This window comes from Methylovirgula sp. 4M-Z18 (genome assembly GCF_037890675.1).
In the GTDB taxonomy this organism is placed as follows: domain Bacteria; phylum Pseudomonadota; class Alphaproteobacteria; order Rhizobiales; family Beijerinckiaceae; genus 4M-Z18.
This window is the reverse complement of record NZ_CP149574.1, coordinates 1,362,315-1,380,506: the sequence shown is the minus strand read 5'-3', so window position 1 is coordinate 1,380,506 and position 18,192 is coordinate 1,362,315. Positions and strand designations below refer to the sequence as shown.

Below are 18,192 nucleotides of genomic sequence, written 5' to 3'. Positions count from 1 at the left end.
CATCATCGCATCACAACCGCTGTGACTTCTCTGGCGACAACGTTCACGATGACGACAGAGATGTTGTCTTTACCGCCGCGCGCCAAAGCAAGCTCAAGGAGTTCGCGGCTTGCTTGGTCCGCACTGAGAGCGCGGCTACGCGCCAGGATTTCGTCATCGTTCACGTGACCGGTCAAGCCGTCGCTGCACAGAACAAAACAGTCGCCCAACTTTACCACACCCGTCGCATGTTCCAGCTGAAAATCGTCAATGGCCCCAACCGCACGAGTGATGACATTTCGGCGCGGCCAGATCGCTGCTTCCGCCGGGCTGAGCACGCCGCGATCCAGGAGTTCCTGGACTTCGGTATGGTCGCGCGAGACCTGCCGAATCTTGCCCGCCCGCACCAGATAGCAGCGGGAATCGCCAGCCCAAAGGCAGCAATAATGGGCATCTTGAATTAGCAAAGCCGCAACCGTCGAACCGACGATCTCTTGCCGCTCGCCGTTGGACCTTGCCAGGAGCTTCAGATTGACGGCATCGATGCCGCTGCGGAAAGCCTCGGTGAAATCCATCAGTGAGGCAGCCCTGCCGGTGTTTCGCGCTGCCTCCGCGATCATCGAACTGGCGACATTGCCATCGCGGTGACCGCCCATTCCATCCGCGACCACCCAGATGCCGCGCCCGCCATCGGCGAAGATGCTGTCCTCGTTGACCTGACGCACATGGCCCGGATGCGTGATGGCAGCCGTTTCAAACCTGAGATTTTGACCATCTGCGCGGGTTTCCATCAGGCAGACTCCCCGGTCATGAGATACTCAAAGAACTGGGCGCTGGGTTTGCCCTCGACGACCACAAGCCTGGCTTGGTGTCCGCCCTCCCCGCCATATGTCCACCAATAGCTTCGTCCGCCGTTGCGCGCTTCGCCGTCCGCCATCTCGAGCGAGCGGAAGGCATCGGGGATCGAAATGTCGCCGCCGGGCCATTCGAACAGCCCGCTGTTTCGTTGCGGTGCCGGCAAGCGGGGTGCGACAGGCGGGAAGGAGAGTTCCGCCAACAATGCAGACGGTTCTCGCTCGATGTGATCGTCCAGCATATGAAGGAGGAAGCGTTCGCAATCCTCGTGCCAATGATCCAGCGCCGGCGAGGGTGGCGGCTCGAGATACATGTCTGCCGGTTCACACGCGCAGACGGTCAGCGGGAAATAGCGCCCTACCCCGTCGACCGAGGGCATCAGCGCGCCGGTCACCGCATCGCCAAAAATCTGCCTGCCGCACCAAAAGCGCCAGATCGGAAATCCGAGAAATATTTCTTGCCAGCGCCGTCCCAACGTGTGCCGGCTGGACGCGACACCGGCTTGCAGCCACGCTTCCCATTGATCGAGAAATGGACGCACCATGTTGTAGGCCACGAAGTCCCGTTTCGAAGGTAATTTTCCGAACATGGCGCATGGTATCGTCATGACACGAGAGATCCGAACGCTAGAGATCCGATGGGCAGGCGAACTTGAGTTGCGAGAGGATCGTGAAAGGATTGTCGAGCGTGTCGAAAGTGAGCTCATAGGTGACTTGGCGCCCGCTGACGACGAAACGCACCGTTGCCTTGTTGCCGGATTGGCGAACCGCCCCTTCCTTCAGAAGACGATACAATGCCCAGGCGCCGGTAAAATGAAGGGACGGCGTGACACCCTCGCTTTCCGGCATCGTGATCGATGCCGTGCCATCTGGCGAACTTCCTGGCCATTCGAAATCACCGTGCGAGGCGACGCCAAACGGGCTTTCCAGCTTCGAGCCATTGACCTCGAAGGTCGCGGATGCGGTCTTGTCACTCATCGACTGCGCTGTAATCGCGAATTTCACGTTCGGCGCGCTGCCCTGGCCGCCAAAGAATGCTTCCTTGATGCGGGCGGCATTCTGGAACTGGAGCAGTGCCTCGGACGAAAGCGCCTGACTGAACTTCGAGCCTTGCTTCCAGCTCCAAACGGCGCCGGACGTGTCTACAAGGCCAGCGAGCCTTTCGCGGAAGAACGTATCAAAAATGCCGTTGGGTCCGAACAATCGGCCGAACTCGCCCATCGGCACGTCCTGCTTGCTGGTCGGTACGAACGGGTATTTGTTGCTGATAATATTGAGGCATTCGCGGGTGACGGCGCCGTTCAAATCACCTTTGAGGTCGGCGACCTTCTCGCCAATGATCTTCTGCTCGAACTCCGCCATCGTATCGTGGAACATGGTGTCGAACGGCGTATCAAGTCTCGACGAACTGGTGGCAATGGCGCCGAGGAAGGTCTGCATGTTTTGCCGGGCCTGCGCGGCCCTTTCGAAATTCTGCTCGTCGATCAGGCTCTGGTACAAGCCCTTCAGCTGCTCGACCAGCAAGTCGATTTGGTCCTTGTCGCCGCTCTTCTTCGCAAGCTCGTGATAACGACGGAAATGTTCCTGGATGATGGCGCCGGGCACGAAGGGCGCTTCCACGTTGCCGCCACGGCCTGAGGATTTCTTGGACGCATCGAGCCCGATCGCCGCCATATCGCCGAGCTTAGCCTCCGCCTTGGGCGCGGCTCTTCCCGCAGCGGCACCAGGTTTGCCCGTGCCGTCGCTGGCAGCCTGTCTTGCTTCCGTGAGCTTGGTCTCCGACGAGATCGACTCGAGCAGCAGCTTGATCGGTGAAGCCGCTCCGGTCGCCGCGCGCAGCGTCGCATAGGTGGGCTTGTCAGCGGCAAAGCTATTGAGTTTCAGCCGCCCGAGCGCCGAAGTCCACGCCTTAATGAATTCCTGATCGTAGATGCGAAACAAATCCGGCCCCAGATTGGCGTATTGCGCATCGAGCGCTTGGGTGCTTCCCGCGTCGCCCAAGACCCAGCGCTCTCTTTGCAAGAGCGACATGACGGCGTCCATCTTGCCGAGGAACAGGGCGTAGAAACCATCGTAAGTGAACAGGGCCTGGACGCCGACACTCTCGATGGGGGATTTGTCATTCGTGCCGAACACCACCGCCGCATCGGGGCCAGCATGCCCCACGACGGTCCAATCCTTGACGCTTTGGTCATGCGCCGTCGATTTGATGATCGCAAAAGCGCGCTCGGCCAATGAAAGCCGCGTCAACGCGACCTGGCTGGATTTGACGAGAGGACCATTTAAGGCGATCTGGCGTGGTGGCGCGCCCTCGATGTTGAGCATGGCGTCGAGGTGCCGGTTAAGGCTGTCGCGGGCGGCCTTGTTGGGCTCGCCCGGATAGAGGCTTTCCCAATCCCCCTGCATCCATCCTTCAATCAGGGCGGTATCGACCGGGATGTTGGGATCGCCGCCCAGCATCAGATAGACCTTCAGGGGCTCATAGAGCTGTTCTGGCTTATCCTGCAGCTCGGCAAGGCGCTTTTCGAGGTGGAAGAGGATGCGGGGACGCAGCAGGCGGTCCAGCCCGTCATGATACGACGCAACGCTCGCTGTGCCGATACGCTCGTGCTGCCCAAGGCCCAGCGTCGCGCTCATGGGCGGATCGGCATCTACCTTTTCATATCCCCACGGAAAATCACGCAACGCATCGAGCGGCCTGACGATCCTCAGAAAATCCTCGTCGTTGATCGGGTCTTGGCTCAGCAGCGGCGCGGTGTCCCGCGCATAAGCAGCCGCGGCTGCGTTGGTCCTGTCGATCAGGCCTGTATTGGAATAATAGCTGGTGAACCAACCAGCGAGCGCAGCCAGCGTGATGCCGCCCACAAGCAAATAACCGGACATGCGCAGGAGGAACCTGCGGCGCACGGCCGCCGCGTTGGTGGAAACCCAACCAGCTTCCCCGAACACGACCTTGGTCAATAGATGTTCAAGAAAATAGCTTTTGGCGCGCCCGGAATAGGCAATGCTCGCGCTTCCCTGCAAGCCAAGGTTGCGCGACAGGGAGCCCAGCAACTGGTCGATCGGTGTCCCTTCCTGGGTTCCGGACGTAAAGTAAAAGCCGCGAAGCGCCGCGCTGGTCTGATAGCGTGTCGGCTCGAAGATCGCGCTGAGGAAGCGGGCGATCGTCGGTTTGAGCGCGGCAAGCTGGGACGGCAGGCCGGTGAGACGCACGCGCGCGATAGGATCCGGCTCCTCTTGCAGGCGGTCGGGCAGTTCCGCGCTCAGTCGCGAGATCAAAAGATCGATCTCGGGCCCCACGTCGCCGACACGATTCTCCTTCTTATTTTTGGTCTGGAAGGTGGCACCCCATACGGCTTTACGTTCATCCGCGTCGAGATTGCCGAAATACTCTGAGAAACCCGCGATCAGGTCGGCCTTGGTGAAGATGACATAGACCGGAAAATCGACCTGGAGCCGGTTGTTGAGTTCAGCGAGGCGCTTGCGGATCGCCACCGCATGGGCACCAAACTCAGCCTCCTTCATGGCCAGCATGTCGCCGATGCTGATGGCCACCAGCACACCGTTGATCGGTTGGCGTTCGCGGTGGCGCTTCAAAAGGTCGAGAAAGCCAAGCCAACTCTTGCGGTCGGCATCGGAGTCGGAATCTTGCGTCGTGTACCGGCCGGCGGTGTCGATAAAAACGGCGTCTTCGGTGAACCACCAATCGCAATAGCGCGTGCCGCCACTGCCCGCGATCGGACCGGCATGAGCCGCCAGCGGGAATTTGAGGCCGCAATTCATCAAGGCCGTGGTCTTGCCGGCGCCGGGCGGCCCGACAATCAGATACCAGGGCAGCTCATAGAGGAAGTCGCCCTTGGTGCGCCGCGAGCCCTTGAGGGTGAGCAGGGCATCCCGCATCTTCTCGGCCAATACGGCGGCGTCCGAACCGTCATCCTCGGGATCCTGCAAGGCGATATTTTCGGCAAGCGCCCGCGCGGCTTGCCGGTGCTGGTGGATGCTATAGGCCAGCCAGCCGAAATAGATCGTAAGGATCAGCCCCATCAGCGCCAGCCGCAGCCAAGGGTTGGCGAAGGGCTCGACGCGGGCAATGGCAACGAGCGGGAATACGAACCAGATCACCGCGCATAGGGCGATGACAGCGATAATACTGATGCCAAGGATGATCCAGCGTTTCATCACATGTCCTCGCGCGGGATGAACACTTCGACGCGCCGGTTTCTGGCATTGCCTTCAACTGTGTTGCTCATATCGATGGGTGCGGTGTCGGCAAGCCCCGCCGTCGTCAGGCGCTTTGGATCCGAGATACCTTCAACGAGAATATGTTGGACGGCCTGAGCACGCTGCTCCGAAAGCTGCTGGTTGTCCTTGTAGCGCACGGTTGCGCGAACCGGCGTGCTGTCGGTGTGACCAACGATCCGAATTTGACCCGGCTCCTTCTCAAGAGCGCCGGCAATATGGCCAATCACGGGGACCGCATCGGCTCGAACTGTCGTGCTGCCCTTGTCGAAAAGGGAATCGTTCAGCAAGCGTACGACAATATCCTTGCCGGAATAATCGGCAGACACCTTGTTCGCGGCGATATCATCCTTGAGACGTTCGCGAATGCGCTCGAGCTGGGTCGTGACCTTGATCGGCGGCGGTGGTGGCGGCGGCGCCGGAACAGTTCGATAGATATGAATGTCCGCTGTCGGATGAAGCGCCAACAAATTCGCGCTGGCGCTATCGGACAGGCCGCCCAGCAGCCAGCGAAAAACCAAAAAGCTGAGCAACAGCAGACCGGCCGCGGCAGATGTCACCGCCCAGAGCGGCACCGCTTGGCGCACATAGGCGGCGGCAATGTCCTGGCCGCGCCAGTGCGGAGAAATATGATCCGTCGCGCGCGCCTCCCGTGCGCGCAGCGTCTCGTAGATGTCGCGGCGGATTTGCTGATGTGCGACGTTGCCACCCGCGATGCGATACTTGCCTTCAAAGCCCAGCGACATGCAGGCATGCATGAGCCCCAGAAGATTGTGATTGATTTGCGGGTTTTGCCGCAACTTCGCCAGTTCGTCGAAAAAGCCCACGCCACTGTCGCGGACCTGGAAAAAACGGCTCAGCATACTGTACTGCGTCCACAGATTCCGGTCCGAGCTCGGCAAGTTCTGCACGATGTCGTCGGCGGTGGCGCACAAGGCGTATTTGGCGGTGCGAACCTGCGGCTCAGGGATATTTTGCGCGTTGAGCGATGTTTCGAAGTTTTCGATCCCCAGCGCCACCGTATTCATCATCGGCGCGACCTGAGGGACTTGTCTCGCAATGCGGATATTGGCCAACACGATAAGCAAGGGCATTGCGGCTTCAAGAATGGGATTAGGACCGCCGGTCTTGTCGCTCGCGCCCATCGATGCCAGATCGATCGCAGAAGGTCCGCCCGCCGCCGCACCCTGTTGTCCGGGAGCGCGCGGCTCAGGCGTGGGCGGCGGGGGGCTTGCCGGCCCGGCTGCGACACGCGGCCCACCCCAGATGTCCTGAGGAGGAGCGGCGACTGGAGGAGACATGCCATTGGCGACGGGCGCGCCGCGGCCGTCACGCCGTCCGCCCGGATTCGGCTTGATGACCGTCCTTTCCGATTCCGGGTCTGACCCCAACGGGGTCTTGCCGTTCGTCATGGAACCACACCCTACTTCATATCTTCTTTGACGACCCACAGATTGAGTTCAAGTCCCGGCCAGTCGCCCGAAAAATGCATGCCGATGCCACTGGCGGTGCTGAATTCGGGCCAAAGCGGCGACATGCGGTCGAGCGCGAAATAGACGTGGCTGGTGATCGCTCTGATCTGCGCAGGCGGGGTCGGCAGATGAATGAGCCCGATGCCCGGAAGGTGCGCATGCACGATTTCATTCATGCGCGTATTGGGGCCGACCTTGAAAAGCGCGGGGAACTGCGTCTGCAATTCGGTGAGCGAGCGCTGCGCCGCGACCTCGAGGACGAAGGTCGACGCCCGAAACAAATTGCGGTCGGTGACGGTGGCCAGAAACGCATTCGCGGCCTTTTCGACAATTTCGAGGCGGATGGCACGGCTTATGTCGACGCTGAGGAAGCGCTGAATGTCAGCCAGAACCGGTGCGAACGTCGCGCCGGGATTGTCGTGGTCATAGGCCGGATAGTCATTGGCGCTCCGCTCCTTGGTGGCGTAGGTCGCCAACTCTCCCGCAAGCCGCAGCAATTCCACATAGAGCCGCTCAGGATGCGTGTATTTCGAGCGTCGCATGTGCCGTAGCACCGGTATTTCTCGGTTCAGCATTTGGAGAATAAAATAGTCCACGCTCTGCATGCCGGCACTCGAACGTGGGTCCGAGGCGAAGCGGGCCAGCTCACTGAGTTTCGTCTCGACCCAGCCAATAACGCGATCGAGCCAGCCGCTCACACTTGCATGCGCACCGACCACCAGAACGGGCGGGGCAAAGCGCTCGTCGAACACAATCGTCTTGTCGTTGACTTCGATAATCCGGGCGCAGAGCAAATTGACGAAACCGGGCTTAGGGGTCTTACGGATCTCGTAGCTGAAGCGCGGCACCGCAATGTCAACTTCTTCTTCTATGTGCAGCGCGGAGGTGGCGTCGATCAGCGTTTCGGAATGGACGACAAAGCGGCTGCCGCTTTCGGCCTCCGGCTCATCAACCTCGCGACTGTTCGGTTGGGCCATCGGCATGCACAGCCACACCAGGAGGCCAGCAGCAGTCTCGGACACGGCGGCAGGCGGCGGCGGGGGACAATCCCCCGGAAATCGGAACGGCGTTCCGTCCGGCAAGATGCCGGCCGCGCGGCGCAGAGCGAACTTGCTCTGTTGCACCAGGTCGCGATCGATTTCGATCTCGCTGAAACCCCACGGATAGGGTGTGACCTGACTGGTCCGGCTCTCAATCAGATGCTCAAGATAGCGATCGCCCTGCTGCAAGTGATGCGGCCGGAGGAAAAGCCCCTCGGACCAAACGACTTTGCTAAACCAGGACATTCAAGAGCCGCCCGAAAGTTTTGGATGGATAGTTTCGCGGCACAGCAATCGTGTCGCAAGATCTCGTCAGAAGAGCAAACAGCTTATCGCCCAGCGAATTCTCGCAACCTGCCATAAACTCTGCCACACGATGTGCGGAAGTCAAGCTAAGCGCCCCTCTACAAATGGCCTAGTTCTTAGCTTAGACGAACGGCCGGCTCCTTTCCTCCCCCATTGTGAGGTAGACAGAAACATGCGGCGCAGATACGTGTCTTTATGATCGCGTGGTGCAGTCGAGTGGCGCAATTGTTTCAGTTTCCCCGATGCCGGCAGTGGCAAGGGCGCGGCTTTGCTATGGCTCTATTCGGCACGTTTCTTGGGCAGCATGGCGCAGCCTATGCTGCATTCAAGGTATGTAATCAGTCTGTATCGCTGTACAACGTCGCCATAGGCGCTGAAATCAACAATAAATTCAGCACCGAAGGCTGGTGGATACTGCCTGCCAATACTTGCATTACTCCGATCCATGAAGATCTTAGCGCCCTCAAACTCAGATATGTTTATATTTATGCGACGACTGCGACAGGCGAGAGCGCGTTCGAGGGAAACTGGGACATGTGTGTCGATACCAAGCGGTTCAAGATCGAGAAGGATCAGAACCAACCCTGGGACTGCTGGGTGCGGGGCTTCGAGCAGGTCAAGTTCAAAGAGATCGACACCGGCGATTCCAACTCTTGGACGATATTCATTCGAGCGAACGGGCCCTAGGGTCAAAACTCAATCATGGCTGACAAGACTGTCATAGCTGGGCGCACCAATCCCGAGCCGACGGACGGCAAGGAGCAGCCGGCGGAGAAGCCGGAGGTTGCGACGCCCCTCGAAGACAGCAACGCCACGATCATTGCGCCAGCCCGATCTTCTGGCGCGTCTGCCTCCAGGAAACCTGTAAAGCCCGCCAGCGATGGTGCAGCGCCCGCGCAAGGCGGAGGCGGCAAGACAGACGAAAAAGGCACGGCATCGCCCCGCGGCCGCATCGGCGCATTCGGCTACATCTCGCTGTTGATGGCCCTCGTCTTCCTTGGTTTTGGCGCGGCCATGACATCCATCTACATCTTCTCGCCGGCTCGAAATGAGCAGAGCATCACGGTGCCCGAAAGCGACCTCGAGGCGAATCTGGTTGCGGTCCCATCACAAGACAGTGAGGCCGAAGACGAGGCTCTCATCAGAGCGGCGATCAAGCCGCACATCATTGAGTTGAGCGGCGATCCAGTGATCGTGCCGCAACTCGCCAGCGCGCCGCGTCAATTGGTGAAGCTCGCAAACGACCGGCAACGCAAGGCGGCCGACAGCTTAGGCATCAAGAGCGATGTTTTTCGGCTCAAGGACGTTCTCGACTTGCCGACCCCTGAATCTCAAATTGCGGTTCTCGGGTCGCAGGAAGATATCGCCGTCGCACAGGACGCGTCGGCGCAAGCCTCCTCCGACAATCCCGACAATGCGCCCGATACGGCAGGCTTTTCGGTGATCGCCGCGTCAGGCGCGGGGCCAGGCCACAGGATTGCCGATTTTGCTCAGACGGCTAAAGCCCCGACCACCCTGTCGGACGCGCTCAAAGGTCTGGGCCTCGATGCACAGAAAGCCGCTGCTGCAGCAGGCGCATTCGCCTCCTTCTACAGTAGCCAGAACCTTCAGAGCGGTGACCGCTATGCAGTGCGGGCGACGGCGATCGACGACGACCCCAGCCACATGCAGCCCGTACAGGTTTCGGTTTATAGCGGATCCAAGCTCGTCGGCTCGATCGCCCTCAATGATGACGGCGCCTTTGTCAGGTCCGAAGATCCTTGGTATCAGCGCGATCCGTTCGCGGCGCCGCTGGTTCCCGATCGGGTCAATCCGGAAGACCAGCCGCGTCTGCTCGATGCGATCTATGTTACGGCACTGCGGAATCGGCTTCCGGCGCCAGTTGTCGGTGAAACGATCATGCTCCTGTCACGTGCTCAGGATCTTGAGCAGAAGGTGCAATCGGGAGACACGATCACGATTGTCTACTCGCCGATCGCGCGGGATTCGAAACAAGGTCTTGGCCGCATTGTCTTCGTGAGCATCGGCCGCACGACGGGCAATCTCGACTGTTATGTGATGCAGTCGCAGCCTGGCGCCCGATACGAATGCGTCTCGTCCGCCGGTCGAGGCAGCGTGCCGGACGGCGGCATGATCACACCCGTCAACGGCGTGATTGCCGCGAGGTTCGGCGCGCAAGGAACCGGCGATTCCGCCTCGACGCAGATGAATTACGGCATGGACTGGACGGCACCGGAGGGGTCGCCGGTGGTTGCCGCGTTCGCCGGCCAGGTCACGTCCATCGGAAACGAGACGGGATTTGGAACCGTGGTCCGGATGTCGCACGATGGCGGCAAGACCTCCATGTATGGCTATCTGGCACATCCGGCGACGGGTTTGGCGGTTGGGAGTACGGTCAAGGCCGGGCAGATCATCGGCTATGTCGGCACTCCCTCGACAAGCCGCGAACCACGGCTGCATTTTGAAGTTCGCAATAACGGTGTGCCGGTCGATCCCGTCGCCGAAACCCAAGCGAATACGGGCACCAACAGCGCCGTGGACCAGTTCGTCAACCGGATCATTTACATTGAGAGCGGCAACAAATGCACCGCGGCCAATCCCTTGTCGACCGCGGTTGGGCTTGGCCAATTCATCGAATCCACGTGGATGACGACGATCCGGCTCCATCGCCCCGACCTCCTGGTCGGCCGCACGCGCCAGGAGGTCTTGGCGCTTCGAACCGACTGCGATCTCTCGCGCACGATGACGACCGAATTTACACGCGACAACGCGGCCGTGGAGCGCCAAGCAGGCCACCCCGTGACGCCAGGCAATCTGTATCTGGCTCATTTTCTCGGCGTCGGCGGCGCGCTGAAAGTGCTCGGCAGTCGGCCGGATCTGCTGATCGCCGACGTCTTCGGCGCCGAACATGTGCGCGCCAATCCCTTCGAACAAGGTAAAACGATTGGCTACCTGATATCTTGGGCAGCTCAGAAGATGGGAGGCAGGCCAGCGTCAGCCCCGCCGTCCGGCGGCGGCACGACGGTAGCACAGAATTCAGGGGACAAGCCCACCATCAGCAGCAACAATGAACCTTTGGCGAAATTTGCCAGTGACCCTGCATTCTCCACGCTCAAGACGACGGTCTTGGCATTCCTGGATTAGGGTCGGTTGCGCGTCGGCGCACTGAGCTTGTCATAATGTTCGGCGTAGAGATCCAGAAAGGCGCCGAGCATGCCGTGCTCGCGCCGCCCCACTCTGGCAGCCCAGCGTTCGGCATAAAGGTCCCAATATCGGCCTTTGCTGGATGACAGCATGGATTTATTGGCATCCGCCGCCTTCTTGATGGCCTCAGGCGCGAATTCGTCAAAGAGCTCGGTCAGCGCAGCCTGCATTGATGCCAGGAACGCGACCTGATGCATCTTGAGGTCGCCAAACGCATTCTCAAACGCCGCGTTGCCGTCGAGGTAGCCTCGAATCTTTGGACCGAGCATGACCCGCAAGGCTTCCTCGGCCGTTGGCATGAATTTTAGAGGATTATTATCCTCGGCGCTGATCATCGTGCGGTTGCCGCTGCGCGACAACGCTTTTGCTTCGGCCCTCGCCCGCAGCATCGTCATCATGTTCTGACAGATAAGATTCAGCAACCGGCCCACATCCTCGGCGACATCGCCGGCGTCGGCGCCGCTGAGAACATTCTCAGCAATGCCCGCGCCGGCGGCAAATCTGCGAATGAATTCGTTCGTGTCGACATCGACCGAAGGCGATGGCGCCGAAGCGTTCTGCACCTTTACAGACATCGGCTCCTCTGCCAGCGGTGGCGAGAGGATAGCAGCCCGCGGCGCCTTGACAGCAGACGGCTCGGCAGGAGAAAGCCGCGGCGAAACGTCTTCCGGGTTGGCCCACGGCCCCCCGGACGGGAGGGGACGAGGAATTGCGGGCGCAGGCCTGCGTATCGCTTCCGGCTCCTCCAAAGGCGGCGGGACATAGGCGGCCTGATGCAGAAAGTCCGGTGCTCGCTCGGATTGGAGCGGAGGTGGCAGGAGCTCTCTGGCGTCGATCGGCGGGGGTGCCTCATGCGACGTGTCCCAGATGTTTGATCCTGCTGCGGGGAAACTTGGTGTTTCGAAGCGAGAAGGCGGCACCGGCTGCATAGCCGCCGGCGCTTGCCCAAGCTTGATCGACACGAGCAAAATATAGTCGCCGACGGCCAGTCGGTCGCCGTCCGCAAGACGGTAAGGGCTTTGCAGGCGCTTGCTGGCACCATTCAGATAGGTGCCGTTCCTCGATGTGTCGGTCAGCCAATAGGCGCCGTCATGAAACCGAACTTCGCAATGTTTGCCCGAGATGACCCGATTGGGGTCGGGAAGCGTCCAATCGAGATGTTGGTCGCGCCCGAAATCAAAGCCGCGACGATCGATCGCGAACTCTAACGGCCCGCCATCGGGCAGTCGATCATAGTTCTCGATCCTGAGCGTCAGCATGGCTGTTGCGGAGTCCCATCAGATTTAAAAGGATTTTATCGAAAATCTAAGGACTTGTCAGGAGGCACCGTGGCGCAGGAGGGCCACCGCATCGCCAACGAATTCCTCCATCTTGTCGCGCTGTTTCGCCAGGGGCAAGCCGGCGACAAGAAGCGTCAACCCGACATTGACGGCTTGACCGGTCAGGTGCTGAGGCGGGGGAACGGGCTGTTCGGTACTGGGCGAGAGATTGCCGCCGCTCCAGCCCGCCGCGAGCGCCGCCCAGGCGCATGCGCCCTTGTTCGGATCATTCATGCCGGCGTCGAGGGCGGCCCGGCGGGCGGCCTCAACCGGTTTCTTGAGCCATTCCTCGACGAGCCCCAGGAGGTTTGCATCAGTTCCGTTGGGTTGTTGGAATTGCCGGCGCAAGGCACCGCACAACCATTGAACGGCATCGCGGCGCGGCAGCACGAAGGCACAGAATGCCATGGCCTGCCGCGCGTCGCCTTGCGCCAGCAAACTGTCGATGAACGCAAAAGGCTCAAGCTCGAGATTGGTTGCCGGGATCTGGCCGCGCAGATTCGGGAAGGCATCGATCACTTGTCCGGCCGTCGAGAACCGCAAATGCTTCATCTTGTCTCCTTCGATCGCTTAGGCCAAACGCGACGCGATAAAACCCACTATGGACCCTTCCCCCGTACCGGGACCGCTTAATTGATCAGAACCAAGGCGCCCTGGATCGTCAACAGCGCGTCGGCTGTCACTTGGCTCAATGCGCTCGACTGTATTTTCATCAGTGCGTCGGCCTCCAACGTGATCATTGTGGACTTCAGCGTTATCTCCGTCGGGGTCATCGTAAACGTGCTCATGCCCACGGTGAATTCAATCTTTTCATTCGCTGTCACCGTCCAAGTCGACACAATATTTTCGTCGCGGTTGTTGCCGATACGCACTTTGACGTCGTTCCCAATGTCACGCCGCTCATCGTTTTCGACCTTGCCCTCAAGATCGCGCTGGGCGTGGAAACGGATCAACTCGTCCCCGGACGTGTCGTCCATGATAAGTTCGTTGAAGCCGGTTCCGCGAAGCGTTTGCGTCTTGGTACCAGACACCGCATTGAGCTTTTCTTTGACATAGGGCGCAACATTTTGCGCATTATAGACGCTGCCGGTCACGAGGGGTTGGTCGGGGTCTCCTTCAAGATATTCGACCACCACCTCCATGCCTTTGCGCGGAATCTTGACGTCGCCCCAGCCGTTGCCAGCCCAGCTTTGGGCTATGCGCACATAGCGGGACTGGCTCTTGTCACGGTCCCAGAAAAACCGGACCTCAATGCGGCACTGGTCGTCAACGTCGCTCACGACCACCGCGGTCTGCGGGCCGTGAATGATCGGTTTTAGGGTGGTCGCGGGTGCCCGGAATGGAATATCAAGCGGTTGAAACTCGTAACTCCCGGAATAGCCGTCGTCGCCGGACACGTCCTGTGAACGGTACGCCTGCGATCGGAAAAGATGATTGGCGCGCAGCGTCAGATACTTGGTTCCCTTGTTGGCTCTTGGGCTTCCATCCAGCGTTATTGTGAAACCCGGACAACAGGTCACGGCGTCACCACTGGCCGTGGAGCGTTTGTCGATGGCCTGCTCGCCTTCCAGTCGAACATTTGCAAGCGAGTTGCCATTGCCTTTTTCGGTGTAACGCCCCGGATAATCGTAGAGTTCAAGGTCGCCATGTTGGTATTTTGCGCTGGCGGCTTTCTCCGCCAACAAGTCGGTGGTGGGCTTCTTGTAGTCGTAGTCCTCGAGCGTGACCTTGCCCGAGCGCAGGTGCCGACCCTCCGCCCACTCGTTCAATCTGTCCTTGCCAAAGATGTTGCTTTGACCGACCGCCGAAAATTCAAGGGCCGCACCGCCAAGCTTGGGCTCGTGCGCAGAACTTGAATCGGCCATAATGAGTTTGTGGTCGGATTCACTGTGCTCGAAATAGAAGTAGATTCCGTATTCTTCCATGAGCCGCGACGTGAAGGCAAAGTCGCTCTCGCGATACTGAACGCAATATTCGAGTTCGGGATAGCTTTCCGACAGGCGCTGCTCGAACGCGAAGCCATGGCTACCGAAAACCTGGCTGAGGATCTTGGGTACCGTGCTATGGCTGAATATCTTGCAATTTGTGGTCCGGGTCAGGAGCCACAGCCACGGGCGGAGCACCAGACGGTAGAAGCGCAGGTCCTGATCCTTGCCGATCCACTCAGCCTCGACCAGAACCCCATTGAAGCTGCGCTCGACGCCATCGTGTTGCGACTGAATCTTCAGGCAGCATTTCGTGCCGAGAATCTGGTCGAAGTCGATGTCTTCGTCCGTGCCAACCACTTCCAGCCGAAATTCGAAAAGCTCGCTGAGCCCCTCTGCCCCTTCGAAACGGGAGACAACGAGCCGGTCCTTACCAAGACTGCTTGAGAAAGACGCCATTCGGGTGTCTTGAGCCAATGTTTGGGCCACAGTCTTCCCCTATCGTGGTATACTAGGCCCATATAGGCTAGTCCTGTTCGAATTTGGCGTCCACTCAACATACGGCTTGTCGCTTCCCACATATTGGGGGTTTGCGACGAGGAAATTGTGTGGAATTTTGTCCCTGAGAAATGGTTTGGGGACCGAAGCGTAAATCTCTCGCGAACGGGGATCCATAAAGTAGCGGTCTTGCTTCAAGGATGGTCCGATGGGCCAGAAAGCGGAAGGCGTCATGCTGTGGGGTCGCCTGCTTGCCGCCGATACCCTGGCAGTCATAGCCGCAATAGCCCTGGTCGCTTGGCTCTTGCGCCGCAGTGAGGCGCGACTGGCCTGGCTTTCATTTGCAAGCCTGGCTTGGTGCTTGTTCAACCTTAGCGACCTGGCTCCTTCAGAAGCATGGGCGACCGTTAGCGCTCAAATTGCTTTGCTCTATCCCCTGCTCTTTGCCACGGTTGGCCTTGCCGCAAGCCTCCTGCAAGTCGCGGTGGCCCGGAAGCTTGTCGCCGTGGCTGGTGGGGCGTCGCTGGCGCTTGGCGCATCGGCAGTTGCTTTTCACACAACGGAAATCACCGTCATCGCCGGGCTGGCGAGCATCGGGGTGTCGTTGCTGATCTTGGGCCTCGTCGCGACAAGAGCCGGGCGGCAGGTCAACGTGTTCGAGAAGTCGCTCCTCGCCTCAATCTATGGGTTCGGCATCCTCGCAACCGCCCTTGATGTTTGGATTGACATGCAGAAACCTAGCCTGGGGTTGCTGCTCTCACCCTATGCAGGGGTAATGTTATTGGGGTTCAGCGGCCTCGTCATCCTGCGTCACGTGCTGGCCAACGTGGAGGCGCGCGACCGCCTCAACGAGACCTTAAGCCGACGCATCGAGACCACCAAGGCCAATCTGTTGGCCAGCGAAAGCGCGCGCCGCTCTCTGGTCATCGACCGTGCCATCAAATTGGAGCGGGAGCGCATCATGCGCGAGATCCATGACGGGATCGGATCAAGCCTGGTCGCAGCCCTCGCCTCGGCCGAGCGTCAGGGAAAGGACAGCACGACGGCGATCGTGGCCTTGAAAGGTGCTCTGACCGACCTGAGGGTTGCAATCGATTCCCTTGAGCCGGTGGAAGGCAATGTTGCGACGCTCCTGGCAAGTCTGCGGTATCGGTACGAGCCTGAATTGCGCAAATCGGGCATCGCCATCAAGTGGATGGTTGACGACGTTCCCGAACTAGAATGGCTCGATGCGACGAGCGCGCTGCACGTCCTGCGTATCATGCAGGAGACGATCAGCAATTCCATGGGGCATAGCAAGGCGACGCAAATCAGCTTCAACTGCAAGCTGGCGCTGATGTCGGGAAGGCCTGGCCTACGGGTCGAGGTTACCGACAATGGTATTGGTTTCGATATGAACACTCCGACCAGAGGTCGAGGTCGCAACAATATGGTGCAACGGGCTGAGGCGCTTGGCGCCAAATTGGACGTTCTAAGCTCTCCCGGTGATGGAACCAAAACCATTCTTTGGCTGCCCTTGATCCGCAAGCCTGCCCTGGACGCGGAAGCCCTTCAGATAGCAAATCGAGGATCCAGCTTGCGAAAGACGCCAAGGGCATCGGGATCCGGCTCAAGCGCCACCTGACAAACCGCGGCAGACCGGCAGTTGCGTGGAACCGTTCACATTCTCGCAGCCAAGTGCCATGGTAGATTTGACTTGAGGCTATTTGCTCGAACGGGAACCGCCCGCGGACTGTCCACCGCGCAATTTGAATCAAGCCGGACGCCCTCGCGGCAAACCGCGCTCGCATCACCGGGCCGACGCCGTAACGATTGTTATTCCCACAAATGGGGGGTTGCGGGCTGAAGCCCAGATCATCATCATTTCGGAACGGCAATCAAATGGTAGACCAATATGGCAGCCTATGCCTTCGTTGAAGATCAAGTTTCTGCCGAGCAGCCCTGCGGACCCGATCCCGAGGCTGATCCGGAAATCCTGAATTTTTTGACCGTCGCGGAAGGCCGGTTGCCGGCGAGCTATCGTGATTTCAACAAAAAATCCTTTGACGCAAAGCCAACGCTGTTGAGTTTGCGGGACTATCTTGGAAAATCGCGCGATTTGCGGTTCCTCGTATTGGCGGCGAAATTCCATATGCTGTCGGACGATCTGCCGGGGTTCGTCGACGTCCTCACGGCGACAAATGCGTTGCTTTCGGCACGATGGGATGATTGTCATCCCACAGAGGCAGCCGGCGGTGCGGAGCTGAAAGCCGCCTTCCTGAGATCCCTCGATGATCTTCCAACGATTGTTTTGCCGTTGCAGAATGCGACTCTCATCAACGACAAGCGGTTGGGTGCGCTGTCAATGCGCTCAATCATGGTGGGAGAGAAGAAGTTGCCTGCCCGCAACGGCGAAACAGTCATTGAGCCGTCAAGCATCAGGGAAGCGTTTCTCCGTTTCGAGCCCCTGGATCACCTCACGTCTCTTAAAGCCAGCTTTGAAGCGGTTGTTTCAAGCCTTGATGGCATACGCGAGCTCTTCATCGACAAGACCGATTACGAAACAGCGCCGCAATTCGACCAATTGCTGGAACTCGTTCGCTCAATTCGCGGCTATGTTGGCGACATTATCGCGATCCGGCAGCCGAGCGCTGCACCGATCGAGCCTGTTGACGAAGAAAGCACGAAGCAAAGCCCCGAAACTATTGCGTCCCAGCCCGCACCGCTTCTCACTGTCGTATCAGTCAAGGAGGCCTCGAATGCGCTGGGTGCCATACTCGGCTATTACGCTGGCTCCGAACCCTCCAGCCCAGCCAGATTGCTGATCAAGCAGGCCCATCAACTCGTCGGCAAGTCGTTCATTGAGGTCATGAAGATATTGGCGCCCGGCCCCATCGAGAAGGCGAAGATCCAAATCGGTGGCAACCCACCCTTTGCGCTTACCTTCGCACAACTCTCCGCACTTGCCTTGGATGAAGGCAAGCGGGCGGAGGACGAGGCGGAGGCGCGCAGCTATTCTGCGACAACGCGCGCCGAGGCAACGGGGTTGATGCGTCAGGTCGAAAATTTCTACAGGAGCGTCGAGCCGTCGAGCCCAATTCCTATGTTGATCGAAAAGGCGAGGAACCTAGCCGCGAAGGATTTCAACGAACTTCTCCTGGAAGTCTCCAAAAAAGACGAGGAAAAACGATGACAAATCACAAGTCATCGATCTCGCCGACCCAAAGTGCATCGGCAAGGCAATCGGGGACCTTGGCATGGTATCCGCGATCGCCTCTCATCGCACGTGATGCTGCGGCTATCGCCATTTTCGAGAACGACTGAACAATATTTCCGGAGGCGCTACAATACGATCTAGCGCTTTGTAGGAGGTGTAT

General features: G+C 59.4%; 12 protein-coding genes. 4 read left to right on the top strand and 8 right to left on the bottom strand.

Annotated features, from left to right (window positions below; all coding sequences use genetic code 11):
- Positions 1 to 2: 2 nt before the first annotated feature.
- From V9T28_RS06230 to tssK, 5 genes are all read right to left on the bottom strand, one after another.
- On the bottom strand, positions 3 to 770 hold the full coding sequence (locus V9T28_RS06230; protein WP_116402413.1) for a PP2C family protein-serine/threonine phosphatase: 768 nt from the start codon (positions 768 to 770) through the stop codon (positions 3 to 5).
- Complete coding sequence (gene tagF / locus V9T28_RS06225; RefSeq protein ID WP_158554886.1) at positions 770 to 1,441, bottom strand: type VI secretion system-associated protein TagF; 672 nt, start codon at positions 1,439 to 1,441, stop codon at positions 770 to 772. The genes V9T28_RS06230 and tagF overlap by 1 nt, the downstream gene beginning before the upstream one ends.
- 19 nt (positions 1,442 to 1,460) lie before the next feature.
- Complete coding sequence (gene tssM, locus V9T28_RS06220; RefSeq protein WP_116402411.1) at positions 1,461 to 5,012, bottom strand: type VI secretion system membrane subunit TssM; 3,552 nt, start codon at positions 5,010 to 5,012, stop codon at positions 1,461 to 1,463.
- Complete coding sequence (gene icmH / locus V9T28_RS06215) at positions 5,012 to 6,217, bottom strand: type IVB secretion system protein IcmH/DotU (RefSeq protein ID WP_199500254.1); 1,206 nt, start codon at positions 6,215 to 6,217, stop codon at positions 5,012 to 5,014. The genes tssM and icmH overlap by 1 nt, the downstream gene beginning before the upstream one ends.
- A gap of 278 nt (positions 6,218 to 6,495) precedes the next feature.
- Complete coding sequence (gene tssK / locus V9T28_RS06210) at positions 6,496 to 7,830, bottom strand: type VI secretion system baseplate subunit TssK (RefSeq protein ID WP_116402409.1); 1,335 nt, start codon at positions 7,828 to 7,830, stop codon at positions 6,496 to 6,498.
- A 276-nt stretch (positions 7,831 to 8,106) separates the two neighbouring features.
- Between tssK and V9T28_RS06205 the strand changes: the two genes are divergently transcribed.
- Positions 8,107 to 8,577 (top strand): DUF1036 domain-containing protein, encoded by a 471-nt coding sequence (locus V9T28_RS06205; protein WP_158554885.1) that lies wholly within the window; start codon positions 8,107 to 8,109, stop codon positions 8,575 to 8,577.
- A gap of 15 nt (positions 8,578 to 8,592) precedes the next feature.
- The gene (locus V9T28_RS06200; protein ID WP_116402407.1) at positions 8,593 to 11,034 is read left to right on the top strand and encodes a M23 family metallopeptidase; all 2,442 of its coding nucleotides are present in this window, start codon (positions 8,593 to 8,595) and stop codon (positions 11,032 to 11,034) included.
- Here the strand turns inward: V9T28_RS06200 and tagH are convergent.
- The 3 genes from tagH to V9T28_RS06185 form a co-directional block, all read right to left on the bottom strand.
- Positions 11,031 to 12,353 carry a type VI secretion system-associated FHA domain protein TagH gene (tagH, locus tag V9T28_RS06195; protein ID WP_116402406.1) on the bottom strand — a complete coding sequence of 441 codons (1,323 nt, stop codon included), beginning with the start codon at positions 12,351 to 12,353 and terminating at the stop codon, positions 11,031 to 11,033. The genes V9T28_RS06200 and tagH overlap by 4 nt on opposite strands.
- 57 nt (positions 12,354 to 12,410) lie before the next feature.
- Positions 12,411 to 12,965, bottom strand: a complete 555-nt coding sequence (locus tag V9T28_RS06190; RefSeq protein ID WP_116402405.1) for a DUF6931 family protein — start codon at positions 12,963 to 12,965, stop codon at positions 12,411 to 12,413.
- 77 nt (positions 12,966 to 13,042) lie between these two features.
- On the bottom strand, positions 13,043 to 14,827 hold the full coding sequence (locus tag V9T28_RS06185; protein WP_147306508.1) for a type VI secretion system Vgr family protein: 1,785 nt from the start codon (positions 14,825 to 14,827) through the stop codon (positions 13,043 to 13,045).
- 217 nt (positions 14,828 to 15,044) lie between these two features.
- On the opposite strand from V9T28_RS06185, the gene V9T28_RS06180 reads away from it, so the two are divergent.
- Together V9T28_RS06180 and V9T28_RS06175 are read left to right on the top strand one after the other, a co-directional pair.
- Positions 15,045 to 16,460 (top strand): sensor histidine kinase, encoded by a 1,416-nt coding sequence (locus tag V9T28_RS06180; RefSeq protein WP_147306507.1) that lies wholly within the window; start codon positions 15,045 to 15,047, stop codon positions 16,458 to 16,460.
- A 270-nt stretch (positions 16,461 to 16,730) separates the two neighbouring features.
- Positions 16,731 to 18,008, top strand: coding sequence for a type VI secretion system protein TssA (locus tag V9T28_RS06175; RefSeq protein ID WP_116402402.1), 1,278 nt, complete (start codon positions 16,731 to 16,733; stop codon positions 18,006 to 18,008).
- The last annotated feature ends 184 nt before the right edge of the window (positions 18,009 to 18,192 follow it).

Excerpts from the sequence above, each read along its gene's own strand:
- V9T28_RS06230 (WP_116402413.1), bottom strand. The coding sequence starts at position 770 with ATGGAAACCCGCGCAGATGGTCAAAATCTCAGGTTTGAAACGGCTGCC.
- tagF (WP_158554886.1), bottom strand. The coding sequence starts at position 1,441 with ATGACGATACCATGCGCCATGTTCGGAAAATTACCTTCGAAACGGGAC.
- tssM (WP_116402411.1), bottom strand. The coding sequence starts at position 5,012 with ATGAAACGCTGGATCATCCTTGGCATCAGTATTATCGCTGTCATCGCC.
- icmH (WP_199500254.1), bottom strand. The coding sequence starts at position 6,217 with ATGGGCGCGAGCGACAAGACCGGCGGTCCTAATCCCATTCTTGAAGCC.
- tssK (WP_116402409.1), bottom strand. The coding sequence starts at position 7,830 with ATGTCCTGGTTTAGCAAAGTCGTTTGGTCCGAGGGGCTTTTCCTCCGG.
- V9T28_RS06200 (WP_116402407.1), top strand. The coding sequence starts at position 8,593 with ATGGCTGACAAGACTGTCATAGCTGGGCGCACCAATCCCGAGCCGACG.
- tagH (WP_116402406.1), bottom strand. The coding sequence starts at position 12,353 with ATGCTGACGCTCAGGATCGAGAACTATGATCGACTGCCCGATGGCGGG.
- V9T28_RS06190 (WP_116402405.1), bottom strand. The coding sequence starts at position 12,965 with ATGAAGCATTTGCGGTTCTCGACGGCCGGACAAGTGATCGATGCCTTC.
- V9T28_RS06180 (WP_147306507.1), top strand. The coding sequence starts at position 15,045 with ATGGGCCAGAAAGCGGAAGGCGTCATGCTGTGGGGTCGCCTGCTTGCC.
- V9T28_RS06175 (WP_116402402.1), top strand. The coding sequence starts at position 16,731 with ATGGCAGCCTATGCCTTCGTTGAAGATCAAGTTTCTGCCGAGCAGCCC.